Source organism: Paenibacillus sp. FSL R7-0179 (assembly GCF_038002265.1).
Lineage (GTDB): Bacteria > Bacillota > Bacilli > Paenibacillales > Paenibacillaceae > Paenibacillus_AQ.
On the sequence record NZ_JBBOCC010000002.1, the window covers coordinates 1,587,113 to 1,605,353 of the forward strand.

17 protein-coding genes and 1 tRNA gene are annotated in these 18,241 nt (G+C 55.1%); 11 read left to right on the forward strand and 7 right to left on the reverse strand.

Features of this window, described 5'->3' with window-relative positions; genetic code table 11:
* Nucleotides 1-2 precede the first annotated feature (2 nt).
* Both MKX63_RS23265 and tnpC read left to right on the forward strand, forming a co-directional pair.
* A tRNA-Leu gene (locus tag MKX63_RS23265) sits at nucleotides 3-86 on the forward strand.
* Nucleotides 87-622: 536 nt separating this feature from the next.
* Nucleotides 623-2,110, forward strand: coding sequence for an IS66 family transposase (tnpC, locus tag MKX63_RS23270; protein WP_341014754.1), 1,488 nt, complete (start codon nucleotides 623-625; stop codon nucleotides 2,108-2,110).
* A 301-nt stretch (nucleotides 2,111-2,411) separates the two neighbouring features.
* On the opposite strand, the gene MKX63_RS23275 is transcribed toward tnpC, so the two are convergent.
* Both MKX63_RS23275 and MKX63_RS23280 read right to left on the reverse strand, forming a co-directional pair.
* Nucleotides 2,412-3,344, reverse strand: coding sequence for an IS3 family transposase (locus tag MKX63_RS23275; protein WP_341020406.1), 933 nt, complete (start codon nucleotides 3,342-3,344; stop codon nucleotides 2,412-2,414).
* 5 nt (nucleotides 3,345-3,349) lie between these two features.
* The gene (locus MKX63_RS23280) at nucleotides 3,350-3,664 is read right to left on the reverse strand and encodes a helix-turn-helix domain-containing protein (RefSeq protein WP_341018037.1); all 315 of its coding nucleotides are present in this window, start codon (nucleotides 3,662-3,664) and stop codon (nucleotides 3,350-3,352) included.
* 414 nt (nucleotides 3,665-4,078) lie between these two features.
* On the opposite strand from MKX63_RS23280, the gene MKX63_RS23285 reads away from it, so the two are divergent.
* The 7 genes from MKX63_RS23285 to MKX63_RS23315 all read left to right on the forward strand — a co-directional run bounded on the left by MKX63_RS23285 (nucleotide 4,079) and on the right by MKX63_RS23315 (nucleotide 11,620).
* Nucleotides 4,079-4,702, forward strand: a complete 624-nt coding sequence (locus tag MKX63_RS23285) for an RNA polymerase sigma factor (RefSeq protein WP_341020407.1) — start codon at nucleotides 4,079-4,081, stop codon at nucleotides 4,700-4,702.
* Nucleotides 4,665-4,958, forward strand: coding sequence for a hypothetical protein (locus MKX63_RS23290; protein WP_341020408.1), 294 nt, complete (start codon nucleotides 4,665-4,667; stop codon nucleotides 4,956-4,958). Before MKX63_RS23285 ends, MKX63_RS23290 begins: the two co-directional genes overlap by 38 nt.
* Nucleotides 4,959-4,989: 31 nt before the next feature.
* Nucleotides 4,990-5,865 carry an ABC transporter ATP-binding protein gene (locus MKX63_RS23295; RefSeq protein WP_341020409.1) on the forward strand — a complete coding sequence of 292 codons (876 nt, stop codon included), beginning with the start codon at nucleotides 4,990-4,992 and terminating at the stop codon, nucleotides 5,863-5,865.
* Nucleotides 5,862-7,091, forward strand: a complete 1,230-nt coding sequence (locus MKX63_RS23300; protein ID WP_341020411.1) for an ABC transporter permease — start codon at nucleotides 5,862-5,864, stop codon at nucleotides 7,089-7,091. Before MKX63_RS23295 ends, MKX63_RS23300 begins: the two co-directional genes overlap by 4 nt.
* The gene (locus MKX63_RS23305) at nucleotides 7,088-7,720 is read left to right on the forward strand and encodes a hypothetical protein (protein ID WP_341020412.1); all 633 of its coding nucleotides are present in this window, start codon (nucleotides 7,088-7,090) and stop codon (nucleotides 7,718-7,720) included. The genes MKX63_RS23300 and MKX63_RS23305 overlap by 4 nt, the downstream gene beginning before the upstream one ends.
* Before the next feature lie 274 nt (nucleotides 7,721-7,994).
* Complete coding sequence (locus MKX63_RS23310; RefSeq protein ID WP_341020414.1) at nucleotides 7,995-11,078, forward strand: PAS domain S-box protein; 3,084 nt, start codon at nucleotides 7,995-7,997, stop codon at nucleotides 11,076-11,078.
* 146 nt (nucleotides 11,079-11,224) lie between these two features.
* On the forward strand, nucleotides 11,225-11,620 hold the full coding sequence (locus MKX63_RS23315) for a NusG domain II-containing protein (RefSeq protein WP_341023217.1): 396 nt from the start codon (nucleotides 11,225-11,227) through the stop codon (nucleotides 11,618-11,620).
* Here MKX63_RS23315 and MKX63_RS23320 read toward each other — a convergent pair whose 3' ends face one another.
* From MKX63_RS23320 to MKX63_RS23330, 3 genes are read right to left on the reverse strand one after another with little or no spacing between them, the layout of a single operon-like run.
* Complete coding sequence (locus tag MKX63_RS23320; RefSeq protein ID WP_341020415.1) at nucleotides 11,621-12,478, reverse strand: TIGR03943 family putative permease subunit; 858 nt, start codon at nucleotides 12,476-12,478, stop codon at nucleotides 11,621-11,623.
* 37 nt (nucleotides 12,479-12,515) lie between these two features.
* On the reverse strand, nucleotides 12,516-13,505 hold the full coding sequence (locus tag MKX63_RS23325; protein WP_341020417.1) for a permease: 990 nt from the start codon (nucleotides 13,503-13,505) through the stop codon (nucleotides 12,516-12,518).
* Between the two features lie 31 nt (nucleotides 13,506-13,536).
* The gene (locus MKX63_RS23330) at nucleotides 13,537-14,574 is read right to left on the reverse strand and encodes a CobW family GTP-binding protein (protein ID WP_341020419.1); all 1,038 of its coding nucleotides are present in this window, start codon (nucleotides 14,572-14,574) and stop codon (nucleotides 13,537-13,539) included.
* A gap of 212 nt (nucleotides 14,575-14,786) precedes the next feature.
* Here MKX63_RS23330 and rpmG point away from each other — a divergent pair, with 212 nt between their 5' ends.
* Nucleotides 14,787-14,936, forward strand: coding sequence for a 50S ribosomal protein L33 (gene rpmG, locus MKX63_RS23335; protein WP_036725285.1), 150 nt, complete (start codon nucleotides 14,787-14,789; stop codon nucleotides 14,934-14,936).
* A gap of 48 nt (nucleotides 14,937-14,984) precedes the next feature.
* Entirely contained in the window at nucleotides 14,985-16,193 is a 1,209-nt protein-coding gene (locus MKX63_RS23340) for a GTP-binding protein (protein ID WP_341020421.1), read from the forward strand.
* Between the two features lie 303 nt (nucleotides 16,194-16,496).
* On the opposite strand, the gene MKX63_RS23345 is transcribed toward MKX63_RS23340, so the two are convergent.
* Together MKX63_RS23345 and MKX63_RS23350 are read right to left on the reverse strand one after the other, a co-directional pair.
* Entirely contained in the window at nucleotides 16,497-17,429 is a 933-nt protein-coding gene (locus MKX63_RS23345; protein ID WP_341020406.1) for an IS3 family transposase, read from the reverse strand.
* A 5-nt stretch (nucleotides 17,430-17,434) separates the two neighbouring features.
* Nucleotides 17,435-17,749 carry a helix-turn-helix domain-containing protein gene (locus MKX63_RS23350; RefSeq protein WP_341018037.1) on the reverse strand — a complete coding sequence of 105 codons (315 nt, stop codon included), beginning with the start codon at nucleotides 17,747-17,749 and terminating at the stop codon, nucleotides 17,435-17,437.
* Nucleotides 17,750-18,241 lie beyond the last annotated feature (492 nt).

The following is an 18,241-nucleotide window of genomic DNA, read 5'->3' on the forward strand; positions in this document are numbered from 1 at the left end:
ATGCGGTCATGGCGGAATTGGCAGACGCGCTGGCTTCAGGTGCCAGTGATAGCAATATCGTGGAGGTTCGAGTCCTCTTGACCGCATCCGCATTACTCAATAGCCCTTCTTCGGAAGGGTTATTTTTTGTGTTTCTGCTGCAGTCGACGGGAAAGAGACTTATTTCCCGGAAGCGTTGCAAAGGAATGCCGTCACAGGCGTGGCGTAAAAGGCTACAGATACAGGTGCGCGGACGGAATGTATGCCAAAAACAGCCTACATATGCTGCTACGCAGGCGTCCAGGCCGAACGTATGTCAAAAACAGCATACATTGGGCTCGCACGCAGGCACGTGGACGAAATGTATGCCAAAAACAGCATACATTGGGCTCGCACGCAGGCGCGTGGCCCGAATGTATGCCAAAAACAGCATAAATTGGGCTCGCACGCAGGTGCGTGGCCCGAATGTATGCCAAAAACAGCATACATTGGGCGCGCACGCAGGTGCGTGGACGGAATGTATGTCAAAAACAGTTACTACTTAGGTCTCCATGAAAAAACATCCACACTATTCCACTTTCGGAAAGGAGTTTTACTCTCCCCTGTCGAAAGAAAAAGACAAAACCCGGGAGGTGAATGAGGTATGGATGTTAGCCCACAGCAAGTCCTTCAGATCAGTAAAGGGGATCCTGAAATTGCAGGCTTCATCCAGATGCTCCTCGACCAAAATCGGGCCTTGACCGAACAGAATCAGCGCCTTCAACAAATCGTTGACACCCAGGCGAAAGAGATTCAATCGCTGAAAAAACGCGTGCATGAGTTGGAACGGCAACTCCAGCAGAAGAGTCATAACAGCAGCAAACCTCCATCTAGTGACGGGCTTCGCAAGCCTCCCAATCTGCGAACCCCTGGTGGTCCCAAAGGCGCACCGAAAGGCCATCCTGGGACGACGCTCCACGTTATCGACAATCCCGACGAAGTCGTGGTCTGCGAATTAACCACCTGTCCGGACTGTTTGGGCTCGCTCGCAGGTGCTCCTTGTGTGGGGGAAGAACGGCGTCAAGAATTCGACCTTCCTGTGTCTCGCATCTGGACCACCGAGTTTCGTGCCGAGCAACGCTACTGCGCTTGTTGCCAAAAAGTCCAGCGTGCAGCCTTCCCGTCCCACATCACTGCTCCGGCCCAATATGGCCCCCGGATGGCGGCGTGGACGGTCTATTTGCATGCCTTTCACTTTCTTCCGCTTCAGCGGATGGCTCAGCTCTTCGAGGACTGGACCACGTATCGGCCCAGCGAAGGTACCTTGCTTTCCTTTTTAGAGACCGCCCATGACCGTTTCGCTCCCATCGAAGAGCATATCCGTACCCAGTTACATCAGAAAGTCAAAGTCCATGCGGATGAAACCGGGTGCCGGGTTGACGGACGGACCCAGTGGATGCACGTCATGTCTGACGAAACGTATACCTTGCTCCAGCTGCACGCCAAACGGGGAGCTCCCGCGATGAAAGACATCGGTTTTTTACCTACTTATACGGGAACCGTCGTCCATGACTGCATGAAAGGATATTTTAATGAGAGGCATAGCTATTCCCATGCCTTGTGTAATGCCCATTTGCTCCGGGAATGCATAGGGATTGCCGAGCACGACGGACATCAGTGGGCGAAGCAGATGAAGGATCTGCTGACGGAGGGCTGGGCCCAGGCGCTGCGTTCCCGTCAAGCAGGGATTCCTTTGGCGACAGAGGTCATTCAATCGTTTCGTGAACGATATGACGCGATTCTCCAAACGGGCGAAGGGGAATGGTCGAAAGACTGGGTACGGGCGAAAACGTGTAAAAAAGGTCGTGCCATTAAGAGCAGGGCCGGCAACTTGGGAGAACGCTTTGAGGTTCACAAAGAGGCGATTCTCAAGTTTCTTTGGTGTCCCGAGATTCCCTTTGATAACAACCAAGCCGAACGTGATCTCCGAATGGTCAAGGTCAAGCAAAAAGTCTCCGGTTCTTTTCGTACCGAAGCCGCGGCGCAATGGTTTGCCCGCTTACGGAGCGTCGTCTCCACCTACATTAAACAACAACTCCCTGTCCTTTCCTCGCTATCTCTTGCTTTTTTCGGTAACCCTGTTTTGAAGTGACCTAAGTAGTAACCAAAAACAGCATACATTGTGCTCACATGCAGGCGCGTGGCCCGAATGTATGTCAAAAACAGCATACATTGGGCTCGCACGCAGGTGCGTGGACGGAATGTATGTCAAAAACAGCATACATTGTGCTCACATGTAGGTGCGCGGAAGGAATGTATGTCAAAAACAGCATACATTGTGCTCACATGCAGGTGCGTGGACGGAATGTATGTCAAAAACAGCATACATTCGGTGCGACCCCCTTATCCCGGAGTCCTCCGTATCAAATCGGTACTTGTCGTAGCTATGCTCTTTATTTCGCTTTTTCTCTCGGCCAGAAGAAGCGGGAGCGGTCTTCTAGAGTCAGGACCCACTCCGCAAAGGTAGCTGGCGGCATGTTCCGAAGGCTCGTATGCATTCTGCGATTGTTGTAAAAGTCCATGTACCGGTCCACGGCTTCATAGGCCTCTTCGAAGGTGTCGAAGGCCTCTTTTCGGAACAAATCCCGGTCGATATTGCTGTGGAACGATTCAATAAAAGCATTTAAATCTGGCGTTCGAGGCGGAATGCGTTCATGAGTCATTTCCCAGCTTTCACACATGTCGCCAAACAGGTGGCTGACGAACTGTGGCCCGTTGTCGGTGCGGATCACCGGGCGTGCGCTGCCAGGGGCGCAGTGTTGCTCCATGGCGCGTCCCAGCGTTTGGCAGGCGTGCTTGGCCTCACATGACGCTCCGCGGTGGTAGCCGACGATGACACGGGTAAACACATCGATTATGCTCAGGACAAAGAAATGCCGGTCTCGGCCCGCCACGTATCCATACTTAATGTCCATCTGCCAGAGCTGGCCTGCTCCGGTAATGACCCGGTTCTCCGGCAGCCTGCGGGGATGCTTAAAGCGCTTGTGACGCTGCGGCTGCAAGATATCCAGCGCCTGACACAGCCGGTAACTTTTCTTGTGATTGAGCCTCAGCCCGTGCTGGTTCCACAAGCACTTGGCCAGCAGTTTGTATCCGTACACGTGCTCTTCTCCAGCGATTAATTCCAGCAGCCATTCCTGGATTTCCTCGTCGCTAATCTTCTCTCCAGACTCGGTCAGGGAGTAGCCGGGTACGGGTCTTCCGCGTCCCTGAGGTACGGCCTGTGGCTCCTGTGACTTGCGTTTCTTACGGTCGTAATACGTAGACTCTGCGAGCCCCACGAGACGGAGTACCAACGCTGCGGTATTCCCCTGCTTAATGAACATCTCGGCTATCTCGATTTTTTCGGATAAGCAGGGGTTGGCTTTTTTAGCAGTTCACGCAGAATCTCGATCTCTAACTCCTTTTCACCGAGGATCTTGATCGCCTTCTCGTATTTCTGCTCCACATCCAGGAGGCGCTTCAATTCCTCCACCTGCTCCTGGGGATACGGATGCTCTTGTTCCCCATGGGCTTCGCGGTAATCTCTCACCCACTGATTCACCGTCGATGGGGTCACCCCATACTTTCGGGCAACCACCGCTGCCTTAATGCCAGACAACACCTCTTGCGCGGCTTTCTCTCTTGTTCCTGTTAAGTGTCCCATACCGTTCATCCTCCTCCTGTTTCTAGTCTACATTTTTGTGGGGGAGGACTCCAACTTCTTTAGGGGGCTGTGGAGCATTGTGCTCACATGCAGGTGCGTGGACGGAATGTATGTCAAAAACAGCATACATGGTGAGTGTGCAATGGCACATGGGCCAATTGTATGGATATCCATGCTGCTCATGTTTCATGCTATATGCCGCCAGAAAGCAGAGTGGATGGAGGCACGTAAAGTCTGCCTACACGTGGAAGGAGGTACAAGCTTCCTTCACCTGTTATGGTGTTTTTCTGTTTTTCACGAACAAACTGTAACCTTTTGCCTTACTTGAACGAATAAGCAGTAGACGGCTGGGCAGGAGAGGAGGCGTGTGAGACGAACGGGAGCGAAAGTGAGCGAGGAGAAGGCCTTGGGGCAGTGGACCAGGTGACGGCGGGTGAGGCGGCGGCTTCTCAGCTGGATGAAGAAGCGGTGCTAATCAGGTTCACGGAAGGGAGCCTGGAGGCGTTTGAATGGCTGGTCCGGCAATACCGGGAGCCTGCTGTGCGGTTTGCCTACCACTTGACCGGAGATTATCATACCGCCGAGGATCTGGCGCAGGACTGCTTCGCCTATCTGCTGGTGTACCCGGAGAAATATGATTACCGGGCATCCTTCAAAACCTATCTGTTCACCATTCTCCGCAACAAGAGCATAGACTCGGTCCGTAAGCGTGCAAGGCAGCAGAGCTTGCCGTATACGGCGGAGAGCAGCAGCGTACATAACCCGGATGAGGGGAATCCTGAACGGCTGGCCATCATCCGGGAAGAGGATGTGGAATGGCGCAGAAGATTGCATCAGATGAAGCCGGACTACGGGCAGGCAGTGTATCTGGTGGATGTGGGACAGATGTCTTATGAACAGGCGGCCGCAGTGATGGGCCGGAATCAAGTGAGCTTCAAGGTCCTGCTGCACCGGGCACGCAAGAAGCTGAGGCAGATCTATGAGAAGGAGGAGTGGGATTGTGAAGTCAACGGAACAGGAGCGGCTATTTCTGGGTGAGGTCTACCGCAAGGCCCGTCTGCTGGAATACGACAAGCGTGAAGCACAGAGAGTACTGCATAACCGCAAGGTGCTGGCCAGACGCCAAATTCTTACAGTCTCAGGCATCACAATCGTTACAGCTGTATTCGCCCTAATGATTTGGATCGGTAAGGTGGATCAGTGGCTGTGTGTTGAGCTGTCGCTCCTTCTGATTACAGCAGGTCTGTTGATCGAAAAGCTGGAATTGCTGTGGAGTCTGGAGAACGACAGTTGAACGGGAGTTGCAGGAAAGGGAGAGAGATGAAATGGAGCTAATCATTAATCATTTGACCAAGACTTACGGAAGCAAGGCAGCCCTGCAGGATATCAGCTTTCGGGTAGGCGAGGGCATTCACGGCCTGCTGGGGCCGAACGGGGCAGGCAAAACTACGCTGATGCGGCTGCTAGCCACTCTGCTGACGCCCAGTTCAGGAACAGTAGAGATAGGCGGGGTTCCCTTGCAGGATAAAGCCCGGGTACGCGAGCTGGTCGGTTATCTGCCGCAGGAGTTCGCCTTCTATCCCGGAATGACCGTCTATGAGGCTATGGATTATCTTGCGCTGCTGTCCGGGATAGGCGGCCGTTCCGGGCGGAAGCGGAGAATAGATGATCTGCTGGAGCAAGTGAACCTTACGGAGCAGCGCCGGACCAAGGTCAAGGCGCTGTCCGGCGGCATGAAGCGGCGGCTGGGCGTGGCCCAGGCCATGGTGCATGAGCCGAAGCTGCTGATTGTCGATGAGCCGACAGCGGGGCTGGACCCTGAGGAGCGCATCCGCTTCCGGCGGCTGCTGGGACGGTTCGCGGAAGGGAGGATTGTCCTCCTGTCCACGCATGTCGTTGAAGATGTGGAGTCCACCTGCGAGCAAATGACTGTACTGCAGAAGGGGAGTCTGCGGTATCACGGCAGAATAGGCGATCTTACCGCCGCTGCGGCCGGACGTGTCTGGATCGCTGAGCTGGACCGGGCGCAGTGGGAGCGGGACCGCGACCGCTTCCCGGTACTGTCTGCCGTGCCGGAGGGTGCAGGCATGCGGGTCCGGGTACTGGCGGAGGAGCAGCCGTACGCAGGGGCACAGCAAGCCGCGCCATCGATTGAAGATGCGTACCTGCACCTGATGCGCAGGGAGGAATCCTGCGTATGATGGCATTGATCGGCAAGGAGATGCGCATGACGCTGCGCAGTCTGGTGTTCTATCTGTTTGTGATTGCCAGCGTATTCTTCTATTTCACTTCTTATGCTACGGAGGAGACCTGGGGAGAGCTCAGTCCTCCTGTAATAAGTACGCCGCAGAATATGGGGACTGCGGAACAGCCTTATTACGGCTGGGCGGTTCCGTGGGATACCCGCAGCTTGGCTGAACAGATGAAGATTCATATGCAGTGGGATCTGAATGATGGAGCGGGTGAGAAGCTGAGGCTGGGATTCCCGATGGAGATAGGGCTGGATGCCGGAGAGAAGGCCGCCTTAACTGCTGCCATCTCGCAGCTGGACAAAGTCCTGAAGGACCCCGGCCAATATACCATGGATGAGGTGTACCAGATCGCTGAGGCATTGAACAGCGAATTGGGCGGAAGCAGTATGTATCAGCAAGGGTTGAGTAACTACGGTTATGCTACAACGTCTATAGACGAAGCAATGAAGGCGCAGGAAGCGCAGCTTGCGGAGTACAATGCTAAGGTAGACGGTGGAGAGCTGCTTCCCGGAGCCGCCCGCTATTTCAGTGATTATCTGTCGTTGCCCGCAGGGATCTTCCCGGTCTTTCTGTCCGCCTTCCTGCTGCTGCGGGACCGCTCCAGCCGGATGAATGAACTGATCTACAGCCGCAGGGTCTCCCCGTGGGTGTATGTCGGGTCCAAGTTTATCGCCCAAGGGATTATGCTCTCTCTGGTCTACCTCATTCTGGCTGTCATCGGGGGCTGGCAGACGGTGGATACGCTTGGACTTACAGGTCAGACGGGGCAGGCCATAAGGACCTTTCTCAGCTATACGGCCTGGTGGCTGCTGCCCACCCTATGGATCTCGGTAGCCTTCGGGATGTTCGGCTCCATGCTGTTCCGCCGGGGCATTGTGCCTATCGCCTTGCAGATCATCTGGTGGTTCGTATCCGTACTGCCGCTCATGGGCTCCTATGGGCTGAGTCGGCTGTTCATCCGCTTTAATTCACCTAATGACTATAATCTGTACCGCGGCTGGGCAGATGAGATTGCCCTTAACCGCAGCTTCTACCTGCTGCTGGCCATTCTTCTGACCGCGGGGGCAGCCTGGCTCTGGGAGCGAAACCGCAGCCGTCTGGATGCTGCCCAGTCACTTGGCAGGAGAAAGACGAAGCGGACTCCGGCGGTGCCCGCATCCGGAGCACTGAGATGAGCCGGCAGATCATCGCGCCGCTCGCCCGTTACAACCTCAAGCTGACAGTGCATTATTCCTGGTTGTTGTCAGCGGTACTTTTGGCAGCCGTACCGGTATTCATAGACCCTGTATTAATGGACAGGCTCCAGGCTGCGAAGCTGGGAGAATTCCTCGTCAGCCTGCTGGGACTGATAGTCTATCCGCATCTGGGTCTGCTGGAGGATGGCGGTATCCAGGAGGTGCTTTATGCCAAACGGGTGCGTCATCTTCCGTTATTTCTGTTCCGCTGGCTGCTTACCGCTCTCTATATCTTCCTTGCTGTTGCTGCTTTGTTCACCTGGATACATGGACACGGCGCGGATTTTGAGTTATGGCCGATGGTGGGAGGGACGGCAATCACCGCCATTGTGATGGGGTCAGCCGGTCTGACGGCCACTCTTCTGGCCGGTAACCTCTCAGCTGGATATATTGCCGGATTCTCCTGGTATCTGCTGGATTTCACCACTAAAGGCAAACTGACTGGGCCCTTTTACCTGTTCGGCCAGCTTAAGGAGCCAGGGGATAACGGCAAGTGGCTGCTTGCCGGTCTATCGCTGACACTGGTACTCTTCTGTGCCTTCTGGCTGCCGCGCAGGAGACTGGACTAACCTGTACCGCCTTGATGTCATGCAAGTGACCAGGGCGGTTTTTTGAAAATATAAGAATGTATATGTTTTGGGGTCCCCTCAAAGCACCTGAGTCATCACCTGCGCTAAAGCCCCACTTTGTGGGGTTTTTGTGTGTGAATATGCACCGTTTCCAGCGGCAAGCTTGCCCGGAGTATCTTCATTAGCGGGACTTTAGGTCTGGAGCATAAATTCCGAAAAAAAGGTATAATGTTACTAAATTATGTCCCCCATTTTCTCAGAGGAGGCTCCAGCTTTGTCCGACACACTATTTAAGCACTTGTACATGCGGTCCTCAATAGGATATGCGGCAGTATCCATTACGGATGGAACTATGCTCATGGCCAACCCTGCGCTTTGCGGGATGTTTGGATACACCGAGACCGAACTCAAGGAGCTGCGTTACCAGGATATCGTCTATCCGGGTGAAGGGGATACCCTGGATCACGGGCAGATTATGAATGACTTAATAAGCAGACCCGATATGGCTGTAGATACCGAAAAGCGGTTCGTACATAAGAATGGTGAGATGCTCTGGGTTGCCCTGCATCTTTTTCTGATCATTGATGAACAGAGCGGAAGTCCCTCCCATCTGGTTGCAGAGATGACTGATATCACCGCGCGTAAGCTGGCGGAGAAGAAGATAGAGGAGGACCACCAGCTCTACGAGCTGGTTACGGAACACACCCCGGATATGATTTCATTCGCCGATCCCGACGGGACGCTGCGCTACGTCTCCCCGTCGGTCGAAGCGCTGCTGGGTTATCCGCCCAGCGACATGATCGGCCGCAACAAAACGGATTTTTACCATGAAGCGGATGCGCTGGAAATGGCCGGACCGGGTAAGCTCTACTCTGACAATGATACCTTCACACGCAGAGTGAGGCATAAGGACGGCCATTATCTTTGGATCCAAAGCTCCTTTCAGGTGGTGCGGAACCGTGAAGGTGAAGTACGGCAGATCCTGACGATTGCCCGTGACATCACCGAGCGGAAGAAGGTTGAAGATATGCTGGCTGCCGCGCAGGAGCTTGGACAAATGGGCTCCTGGGAGTGGAATTCCGTATATGAGCAGCTGATCGTCTCCGGCCAGCTGATGGCTATCTTTGAATTAGGCGGGAATTGCGGAAATCATACCGTGGTCCATTATACTCAGTTGCTTGACTGTGTAGTGCCGGAGGACCTGGACAGATTGCGCGAAGAGCTGCATTATACGCTGAAGTCCGGGGCTAAGGGCGAGGCGATTTTCAGAGTAAAGGGCAGTGAGGATCGTAAGTCTCTCTACGCACACTGGGAAGTGATTCTGGACGCCTCCGGCAAGGTTCAACAGATCCGCGGTATGGTGCAGGATGTGACTGAGCGCGAGCGGATGGAGGAGCAGCTGCGTGAGAGCGAGAACCGCTACAAGTCGCTTTTCGAATACAATCCGTCTGCCATCAGTGCCATGGATCTCCAGGGATACATTCAGTCAATGAATGCCAGTCTGGAGCAGCTGACCGGATACAGCAGAGAGACCCTGATGCATTCCAGTTACAGTGAGATTATTGAAGAGGATGAGCTGGAGCATGTGAATATGCGGTTTCTGGCGGCAGCCGGAGGCAGGGCCCAGACCTTCGATACCCGGGTGATCCGTCACGACGGAGAGCGGGTGGAGGTGGGGATGATTTATGTCCCTATGCTGATTGATCATGAGGTGGTCGGCGTATTTGCCATTACCAGTGATATTACAGAGCCTAAGCGGTATTTGGAGCAGATTGAGAAGCTTAGCTATGAGCATGCGCTGATCCTGAACTCTGTGTCTGAGGGGATTTTTGGCATGAATCTGGAGGGGGAGACCGTATTTATCAATCCCGCTGCCTCTGTCATGCTCGGGTATAATCCGGGGGAGCTGGCCGGCAATATCAAGCTGCATACGATCGCGCAGACCTGGATGGACGGTGAGCTGTATCCCGGGGGACACCGGACGCTGGCGGAGTTGCTCAAGACGAGGCTCTCTTATGAGCAGGAGCAGGAAGGGATTTTCTGGCGTCAGGACGGCTCCAGCTTCCTGGTCAAATACCGGATGACGGCATTATATGATAACGGTGAGCATAAGGGGGCGGTGGTGGTCTTCAGGGATATCACCGAGGAGAAGGCTGTGGAGCGTGCCAAGGAATCTGCGGAGAAGGCTGACCGGGCCAAGTCGGAGTTCCTGGCGATTATGAGCCACGAGCTGCGTACGCCGATGAATGGAATTATCGGGATGGCCGATCTCCTGTCGGGAACAGAGCTTACGGAGGAACAGCAGTATTACACCCAGATTATCAATAAAAGCGGCGCTGCGCTCGTGCATATTCTTAACGAGGTGCTGGATTTCAGTAAAATTGAATCCGGCATGATGACGCTGGATCTCCAGCCGGTCGATATCCGGCAGGTTGTTCAGAACGTCTGTGAGCTATTCTATCCCCGTATCCAGGAGAAAGGGCTGATTCTGCGCAGCCATATTGATCCTGATATCCCGGCAGTTGTCATCACCGACGAAACCAGGCTGAGGCAGGTGCTGGTGAACCTCGTCGGCAATGCGGTCAAGTTCACGGAAGAAGGCGAGGTCGGCGTCTCAGTGAAGCTGGAGGCTGCCGGGGAGCCGGGCTCGCTGATTCTGAGGTTCTCGGTAACCGATACCGGTATTGGCATTCCGCAGGGCAGCCAGAACCTGTTATTCCAGTCCTTTTCCCAGCTCGACCCTTCGATCAACCGTAAGTACGGCGGGACGGGACTGGGGCTGGCGATCAGCAAGAAGCTGGTCGAGCTGCTGGATGGAGCTATCGGTGTGAACAGCGTCGAAGGGGAAGGATCGGAGTTCTACTTCACCATCGGCGTGATGTATTCGGTGGAGGAGCCGGGCGAGGCGCCATTGGCAGGAGTTGCTGCCACTCAGGAGTATAAGGGCGGGATCTTCAATCTGGATCATCCCGAGGGTCAATACGGCCCGTTGTCAATCCTTGTCGCAGAGGATCATCAGGTGAATCAGCAGATCCTGCAGACTTTTCTCAAAAAGCGCGGCTACTCCTCAGACCTGGCAGTGAACGGGGAGCAGGCGGTAGAAGCTGTACGTTCCCGGCATTATGATCTGGTGTTCATGGATATTCAGATGCCGGGCATGGACGGAATTGAGGCGACCCGGCAGATCCGCGAAGCGATGGGGCTGTCCCCGGTGATTATTGCCGCCACGGCCTTTGCCCGTAAGGAAGATGAAGAGATGTGCCTCCGGGCAGGAATGCAGGACTTTATTCCCAAGCCGATCCGTGGAGAAGAGCTCGACAGAGTCCTGAGGGAATGGTCGGGCAGCATCCGCAGATAATCTTGTCATGGATTAGGCTGGAGGACTGCCGGACCAGGGAAGCGCTATTCATATTGACAGCTATCCTTTGTCTGCTTTACTATTATATAAATCGTAATTATTACGAATATATAATGGTAATCGAAAGGGTCAACCGAGTGAAAATCATGAAGCGCGGAGATTTCCTGCTGATTCTTATAGTGTTGCTGGCCGCCGGTTCCATCTACGGCTTCAAGTGGTTCTCTAACCACAGTCATCCGTATAAGCAAGGGGAGTTGGAGGCAGTAATCACAGTGAATGGCAAAGCCTACAAGACTGTGCAGCTAACCAAAGAAGAGCAGATTATTGATATCCGCACCAGGTATGGTCATAACACGCTGAAGGTATACGACTATGGTATTCAAATGACCTATTCCGATGCTCCGCTGACCATTGCGCTGGATATGGGATTCATCTCCCGGCCGAAGCAGCAGATTATTTGCATTCCGGCCCGTCTCCTGGTGGAGATCACCAATCCGGAATCTTCGCTGGAGGATGACGATGCGCTGGACGCGGTCATCTAATCAAGGCTGCAGCTCTTTCCATGCCGCTGCGGCATCGGCATTCGTGTACACATAAGGTGTGGACGGTTCTGCCGTTGCGGTTATGCTCTGCGGAGCAATCTGCAGAGTTTCAACTCCCTCATGAAGAGTCACATGAAGCTTGCCCCGAACCTCAATCCAGGTATCGGCGGGCAGGCTTATTTGTGTACCTGGCGCAAGAAGAATGCCGAAAGGAGTGGCATCTGCCGTACAACACTGAACCAGGAAGCGGCTGACGGCATAGCCGGATTGGCCGGACCCCTGCGGCTCACGGTACAGGAAGCCGGATACGGCGATCTCCTTGCCCTCGAACTGTGATTTGTACAGGTTGAGAGCGCCCAGCGTTTCCGAGAAAATCTCAGGGAACACAGGGATCACGGGCTGCCTGTAGAGCTGGCCGGCCAGCTCTGCGAATTCGGCCTCATAGGGGTTGGCCGGAGTGAACCTCGCCCCGGTGCCGGACTCTACGGCAGTGTAGGACAGGGCAAGGCCCTTCTTGGCCGCTGCGGCACTGCCAAGTGCCCGGTCGGGCAGCAGGAAGCCGAGCAGCAGCGGGAGCAGGAACAGGCTGTACAGTGCGGAGCTGCCTATGAATGAACGGGGCAGGCGGTGCTCGCAGTCGCAGAGGGCGGAGCTTCGGCCCAGCACAGCTTGGAGCCCGAGACTGAGCGCCATCAGGGAGAGCGGAACCGGGCACAATCTGATCCAGCGGGCCAGCTTGGGCGCAACATAATAATGGAGGGCGTCCTGCTGGACCAGATGTCCGATATAGAGGGCGAAGGCGAGCAGAATAACCGCCCTAAGTACGTAATGAAACCGGATGCTTGCGGAGCTATTCATGCAGATCCTCCTCCAGTTATTCGGGATTTCACGGAAGCTACAGCCAGAAGGAAGCGAGTACGGAGCCGGTGAATACGGCCGCGGCAATGAGGAAGAACAGGTACAGGGCGAATCGGGTCTTGAACAGCGAGAGCAGCATCAGCGCGTTCTTGAAATCGAGCATCGGTCCCAGCACCACGAAGGCGAGCAGGGCTCCTGCCGGGAAGGTATGCAGGAACGTGGAAGCAACGAAGGCGTCGGAGGTGGAGCAGAGCGAGAGTGCGAAGGCCAGTCCCATCATGAACACGTAGGAGCCGAGCGGACGGTCTCCAATGGCGGACAGGCTGCTCTGATTCATGAAGGTCTGGATGCCCGCAGTCAGCAGACAGCCGATGATCAGGAATTTGCCCATCTCAAAGAATTCATCCGACGTATGCACCAGGACTGCCGCTGCCCGGCCTCCGCGTAGTGTGCCGTGCTGCTCTTCGCTTCCCTCCCGGCGGATGGACAGGCGCAGCGGCGATCTGCGGACAGTCCCGTAGATGATCAGGCCAATACATGCCGCTACGGCAAAAGCCAGTCCCATCCGGGTGTAGGCCAGCTCCGGATGGGAGCGGAAGGCCGTCAGGGTGGCTCCGTAGACGACCGGATTGAGGATCGGGCCGGACAGAATGAAGACGATGGCAACATAGAGCGGCATCCCCTTATGCATGAGGCGGCGGACCAGCGGAATCATCCCGCATTCACAGACGGGAAAGAGGATTCCGAGCAGGCAGCCGAAGAGAATAGCCGGAACCGCGCGGCGCGGAATCCAGCGTGAGATCAGCTCGTCTGGCACGAAGACGCGGAGCAGGGAGGAGAGCAGCGCGCCCAGCAGGACAAACGGCAAGGCCTCCAGCAGAATGCCGAGGAATGCAGTTTTGAACGTGTCGACATAGCCGTTGTCCAGCAGGCTCAGATGTCCAGGCAGCCACAGGCTGCCCGCTGTCAGCAGAAAAGCGGCGGAAAAGAGCAGCGGCAATATTTTAATCGGATTAAGGGTGGTCATGATTTCTTCGGCTCCTTCCCGCACAGGGGTCTTAGCTGAATAACGCTGCCCAGCTGCGGCTGATGGCCTTCTCGTCCAGATTCAGGCCAATGCAGACGATATATGGCTGGCCCGGGTAGCTTGAAGCCTCCCAGGAGATGCGGTTCCCTGCGAGCTGCACCAGCTGTACGGAATCCCGGCCGGCAAGCCGCACATGGCCTTTGGCCCGGAGCAGACTGTAGCCCCATTGCCGCAAAAAATGCTCCAGCTCCTCCTGCCGGAGACTCCCTGCCCATGCCGCAGGAACGGTTAACGTCACGGCTGCGACTTGGGAAAAAGAGCCGTCCGTCCCGGTTTCAGGCTCATGCACTGCCGCCACGCTGACGCCGCTGCTACTGCCCGTGTTCATCCGCTGGAGTGTGACACCGCTGATATTGCCGGGGCCGCGCCTGGGAGCAGAGCCCTTAAAACTGCGTGCTGCGATGCCTGTGAACAGCGGAGCGAGATTAATCTGGCTGTAGTGGGTGAAGACAATCTCGGATTCCGAATTTTGTTTGGAGACCATCTTCTCAATCTTCCACAGAGTCTCAGGTTCTACCAGATCGCTTTTGTTAACGATGATGAGATCAGCGGTGGTGATCTGCTTGCGCAGAGTGCGGACGAGCTGCTTGTCGGACGAGAAGCGGCTGCTATACTCCAGTGCATTCTCGGCATCCAGCAGCGTAATGGCGTGGTGCAGCTGCAGCCGGTCTGCCAGCGACGGTGCCAGCAGCGACTTTGCGATCTCATCCGGGTCAGCTACTCCTGTAAGTTCGATGTAGATGATGTCCGGGCGGCGCGCCAGCAGGGTGCTCAGGCTGCGCGGCAGCTCCTCCTTGCGGCTGCAGCAGATGCAGCCGTCCAGCAGCTTTTCCACACTTGTGCCGGTACTCTCCTGCAGGATATAGCCGTCCACATCCTTGGCGCCCAGCTCATTCATGATCACCCCCGGGTTCAGCCCTCTCCGCTTGCTCTCCTTCAGCAGACTCAGCAGCAGGGTCGTCTTTCCGCTCCCCAGAAATCCGCTCAGTATAATCACAGGTATCTTCATGGCTCACTCTCCCGCTCCAATAGTACCGTCCCCATAAGAAGGCGGCCAAGCCGCTTCCGCTTGTAATTCCATCTATACGTCAAGCTTATTCAGGAAAGAACACTAATCTAAGAGAGCCGAAATGTTCGGGGAGCTGTTGACAGCGCAGGGATAGAGCGTGTAGAATGTGTAAATCGTAATAATTACGATTAAACGAAAGGAGTTTGATGGAGATGAGAGTAATCGTTACCTTGGCCTGTACGGAGACGGGCGACCGCAACTATACCACCACGAAGAATAAGAGAACGACACCGGAACGCCTGGAGATGCGAAAATATTGCCCGCGCCTGAAGCGTGTCACGCTGCACCGGGAGACCCGCTAAGCTGCTTAGCAGCGTTATTCTGAAAATATAATGTACAAGGAGACTACAATGGACAAAATTCCTGTAACCGTGCTAAGCGGATATCTTGGCTCTGGTAAGACTACACTGCTCAATCATATTTTGCATAATCGTGAGGGCCTGAAGGTAGCCGTTATCGTCAATGATATGAGTGAAGTGAATGTGGATGCGAATCTGGTGAAATCAGGAAGCAGCCTTTCGCGCACAGAGGAGAAGCTGGTGGAGATGTCCAATGGCTGCATCTGCTGCACCCTCCGTGATGATCTGCTGCGAGAAGTGAATCATCTCGCTTCGGAGGGGCGCTTCGATTACATTCTGATTGAATCCTCCGGGATCAGCGAGCCGGTCCCGGTGGCCCAGACCTTCACTTACCCGAACCCGGAGCTGGATATTGACCTGACGGAGCTGGCCCGGCTGGACACGATGGTGACGGTGGTCGATGCCAACCGCTTCTGGCATGATTTCGCCTCGGGCGACAGTCTGCTGGACCGCAATATGACGGCGGGTGAAGGCGACTTCCGGGATATCGTCGATCTGCTAATCGATCAGATCGAGACCTGTGATGTGCTGCTGCTCAACAAGTGCGATCTGGTGGAGGAGGCAGAGCTGAACAAGCTGGAGGCGGTTCTGCGCAGACTTCAGCCGCGGGCGAAGATCATCCGTACGGTGAATGCTCAGGTGGAGCTATCGGAGATTCTGAATACGGGATTGTTCGATTTCGGACAGACCAGCCAGTCGTCCGGCTGGATTGCTGAGCTTGCTAAGGAAGAACACACCCCGGAGACTGAGGAATACGGCATTACCTCCTTCGTCTACCGCCGGAGAACACCGTTCCACCCGCAGCGGCTGAGCTTCTTCTTCAGCAACTGGCCCTCTGAGATCGTCCGGGCAAAAGGACTGGTCTGGCTGGCGGCCAGCGGTGATCTAGCAGCGACCATCAGCCAGGCAGGGCCGTCCATTCAGTTCGGACCCGCCGGTTATTGGCTGGCTACCCTGCCGGAGGAGCAGCAGCAGGAGGTGTTGGCTGCAGAACCGGATGTACTGGCGAAGTGGGACGGGCAGTGGGGAGACCGGCTGAATGAGATCGTCTTCATCGGAGTCCAGATGAACCGTGACGATATCGAAGCCCGGCTGGACCGCTGCCTGCTGACTTCAGAGGAGATGAAGCAGGACTGGACGAAATTCAACAACCCGCTTCCTTGGTTCGTCGAGGAGTTGCTTGCAGCGGGGCAGGAGTAGAAGGATGTTGTGGCAGGGGAAGTGGTACATTAGCTGAGGCGGTGTAAGGGAGCCGGAATCATTGAGCTGATTCCGGCTTTCCCACGCTTAATGGAGCGAGTGGGCCGGATGTAATCGGAAAACCGATTACAATGTGCGGGGCGGGAGTGCGTGGGCCGAATGTAATCGGAAAACCGATTAACAACAATGTGCTGAGACGGGGGTGCGTGGGCCGAATGTAATCGGAAAACCGATTACAATCGGTGCGACCCCCTTATCCCGGAGTCCTCCGTATCAAATCGGTACTTGTCGTAGCTATGCTCTTTATTTCGCTTTTTCTCTCGGCCAGAAGAAGCGGGAGCGGTCTTCTAGAGTCAGGACCCACTCCGCAAAGGTAGCTGGCGGCATGTTCCGAAGGCTCGTATGCATTCTGCGATTGTTGTAAAAGTCCATGTACCGGTCCACGGCTTCATAGGCCTCTTCGAAGGTGTCGAAGGCCTCTTTTCGGAACAAATCCCGGTCGATATTGCTGTGGAACGATTCAATAAAAGCATTTAAATCTGGCGTTCGAGGCGGAATGCGTTCATGGGTCATTTCCCAGCTTTCACACATGTCGCCAAACAGGTGGCTGACGAACTGTGGGCCGTTGTCGGTGCGGATCACCGGGCGTGCGCTGCCAGGGGCGCAGTGTTGCTCCATGGCGCGTCCCAGCGTCTGGCAGGCGTGCTTGGCCTCACATGACGCTCCGCGGTGGTAGCCGACGATGACACGGGTAAACACATCGATTATGCTCAGGACAAAGAAATGCCGGTCTCGGCCCGCTACGTATCCATACTTAATGTCCATCTGCCAGAGCTGGCCTGCTCCGGTAATGACCCGGTTCTCCGGCAGCCTGCGGGGATGCTTAAAGCGCTTGTGACGCTGCGGCTGCAGGATATCCAGCGCCTGACACAGCCGGTAACTTTTCTTGTGATTGAGCCTCAGCCCGTGCTGGTTCCACAAGCACTTGGCCAGCAGTTTGTATCCGTACACGTGCTCTTCTCCAGCGATTAATTCCAGCAGCCATTCTTGGATTTCCTCGTCGCTAATCTTCTCTCCAGACTCGGTCAGGGAGTAGCCGGGTACGGGTCTTCCGCGCCCCTGAGGTACGGCCTGTGGCTCCTGTGACTTGCGTTTCTTACGGTCGTAATACGTAGACTCTGCGAGCCCCACGAGACGGAGTACCAACGCTGCGGTATTCCCCTGCTTAATGAACATCTCGGCTATCTCGATTTTTTCGGATAAGCAGGGGTTGGCTTTTTTAGCAGTTCACGCAGAATCTCGATCTCTAACTCCTTTTCACCGAGGATCTTGATCGCCTTCTCGTATTTCTGCTCCACATCCAGGAGGCGCTTCAATTCCTCCACCTGCTCCTGGGGATACGGATGCTCTTGTTCCCCATGGGCTTCGCGGTAATCTCTCACCCACTGATTCACCGTCGATGGGGTCACCCCATACTTTCGGGCAACCACCGCTGCCTTAATGCCAGACAACACCTCTTGCGCGGCTTTCTCTCTTGTTCCTGTTAAGTGTCCCATACCGTTCATCCTCCTCCTGTTTCTAGTCTACATTTTTGTGGGGGAGGACTCCAACTTCTTTAGGGGGCTGTGGAGCAATGTGCTGAGACGGGAGTGCGTGGGCCGAATGTAATCGGAAAACCGATTACAATGTGCTGAGACGGGGGTGCGTGGGCCGGATATAGTCGGAAAACCGATTACAATGTGCTGAGACGGGGGTGCGTGGGCCGGATGTAATCGGAAAACCGATTACAATGTGCGGGGCGGGAGTGCGTGGGCCGAATGTAATCGGAAAACCGAACACATTCGGCGTTGCGCGGGCACGTGGTCCAAATGTAGTCGGAAAAGCGATCACAACATGTAATGTGAGGTACGGCGATGCAAGTGCTGAGTGATTACGTAATTTGGTGTCCTACCATCAGAGAATAAAGCAAGTCCAAATCGTTGTGATTACGATTGATTTATGTTTACGGGTTTACAAATCGTAATTATTACGATAAAATCATTAAAGTT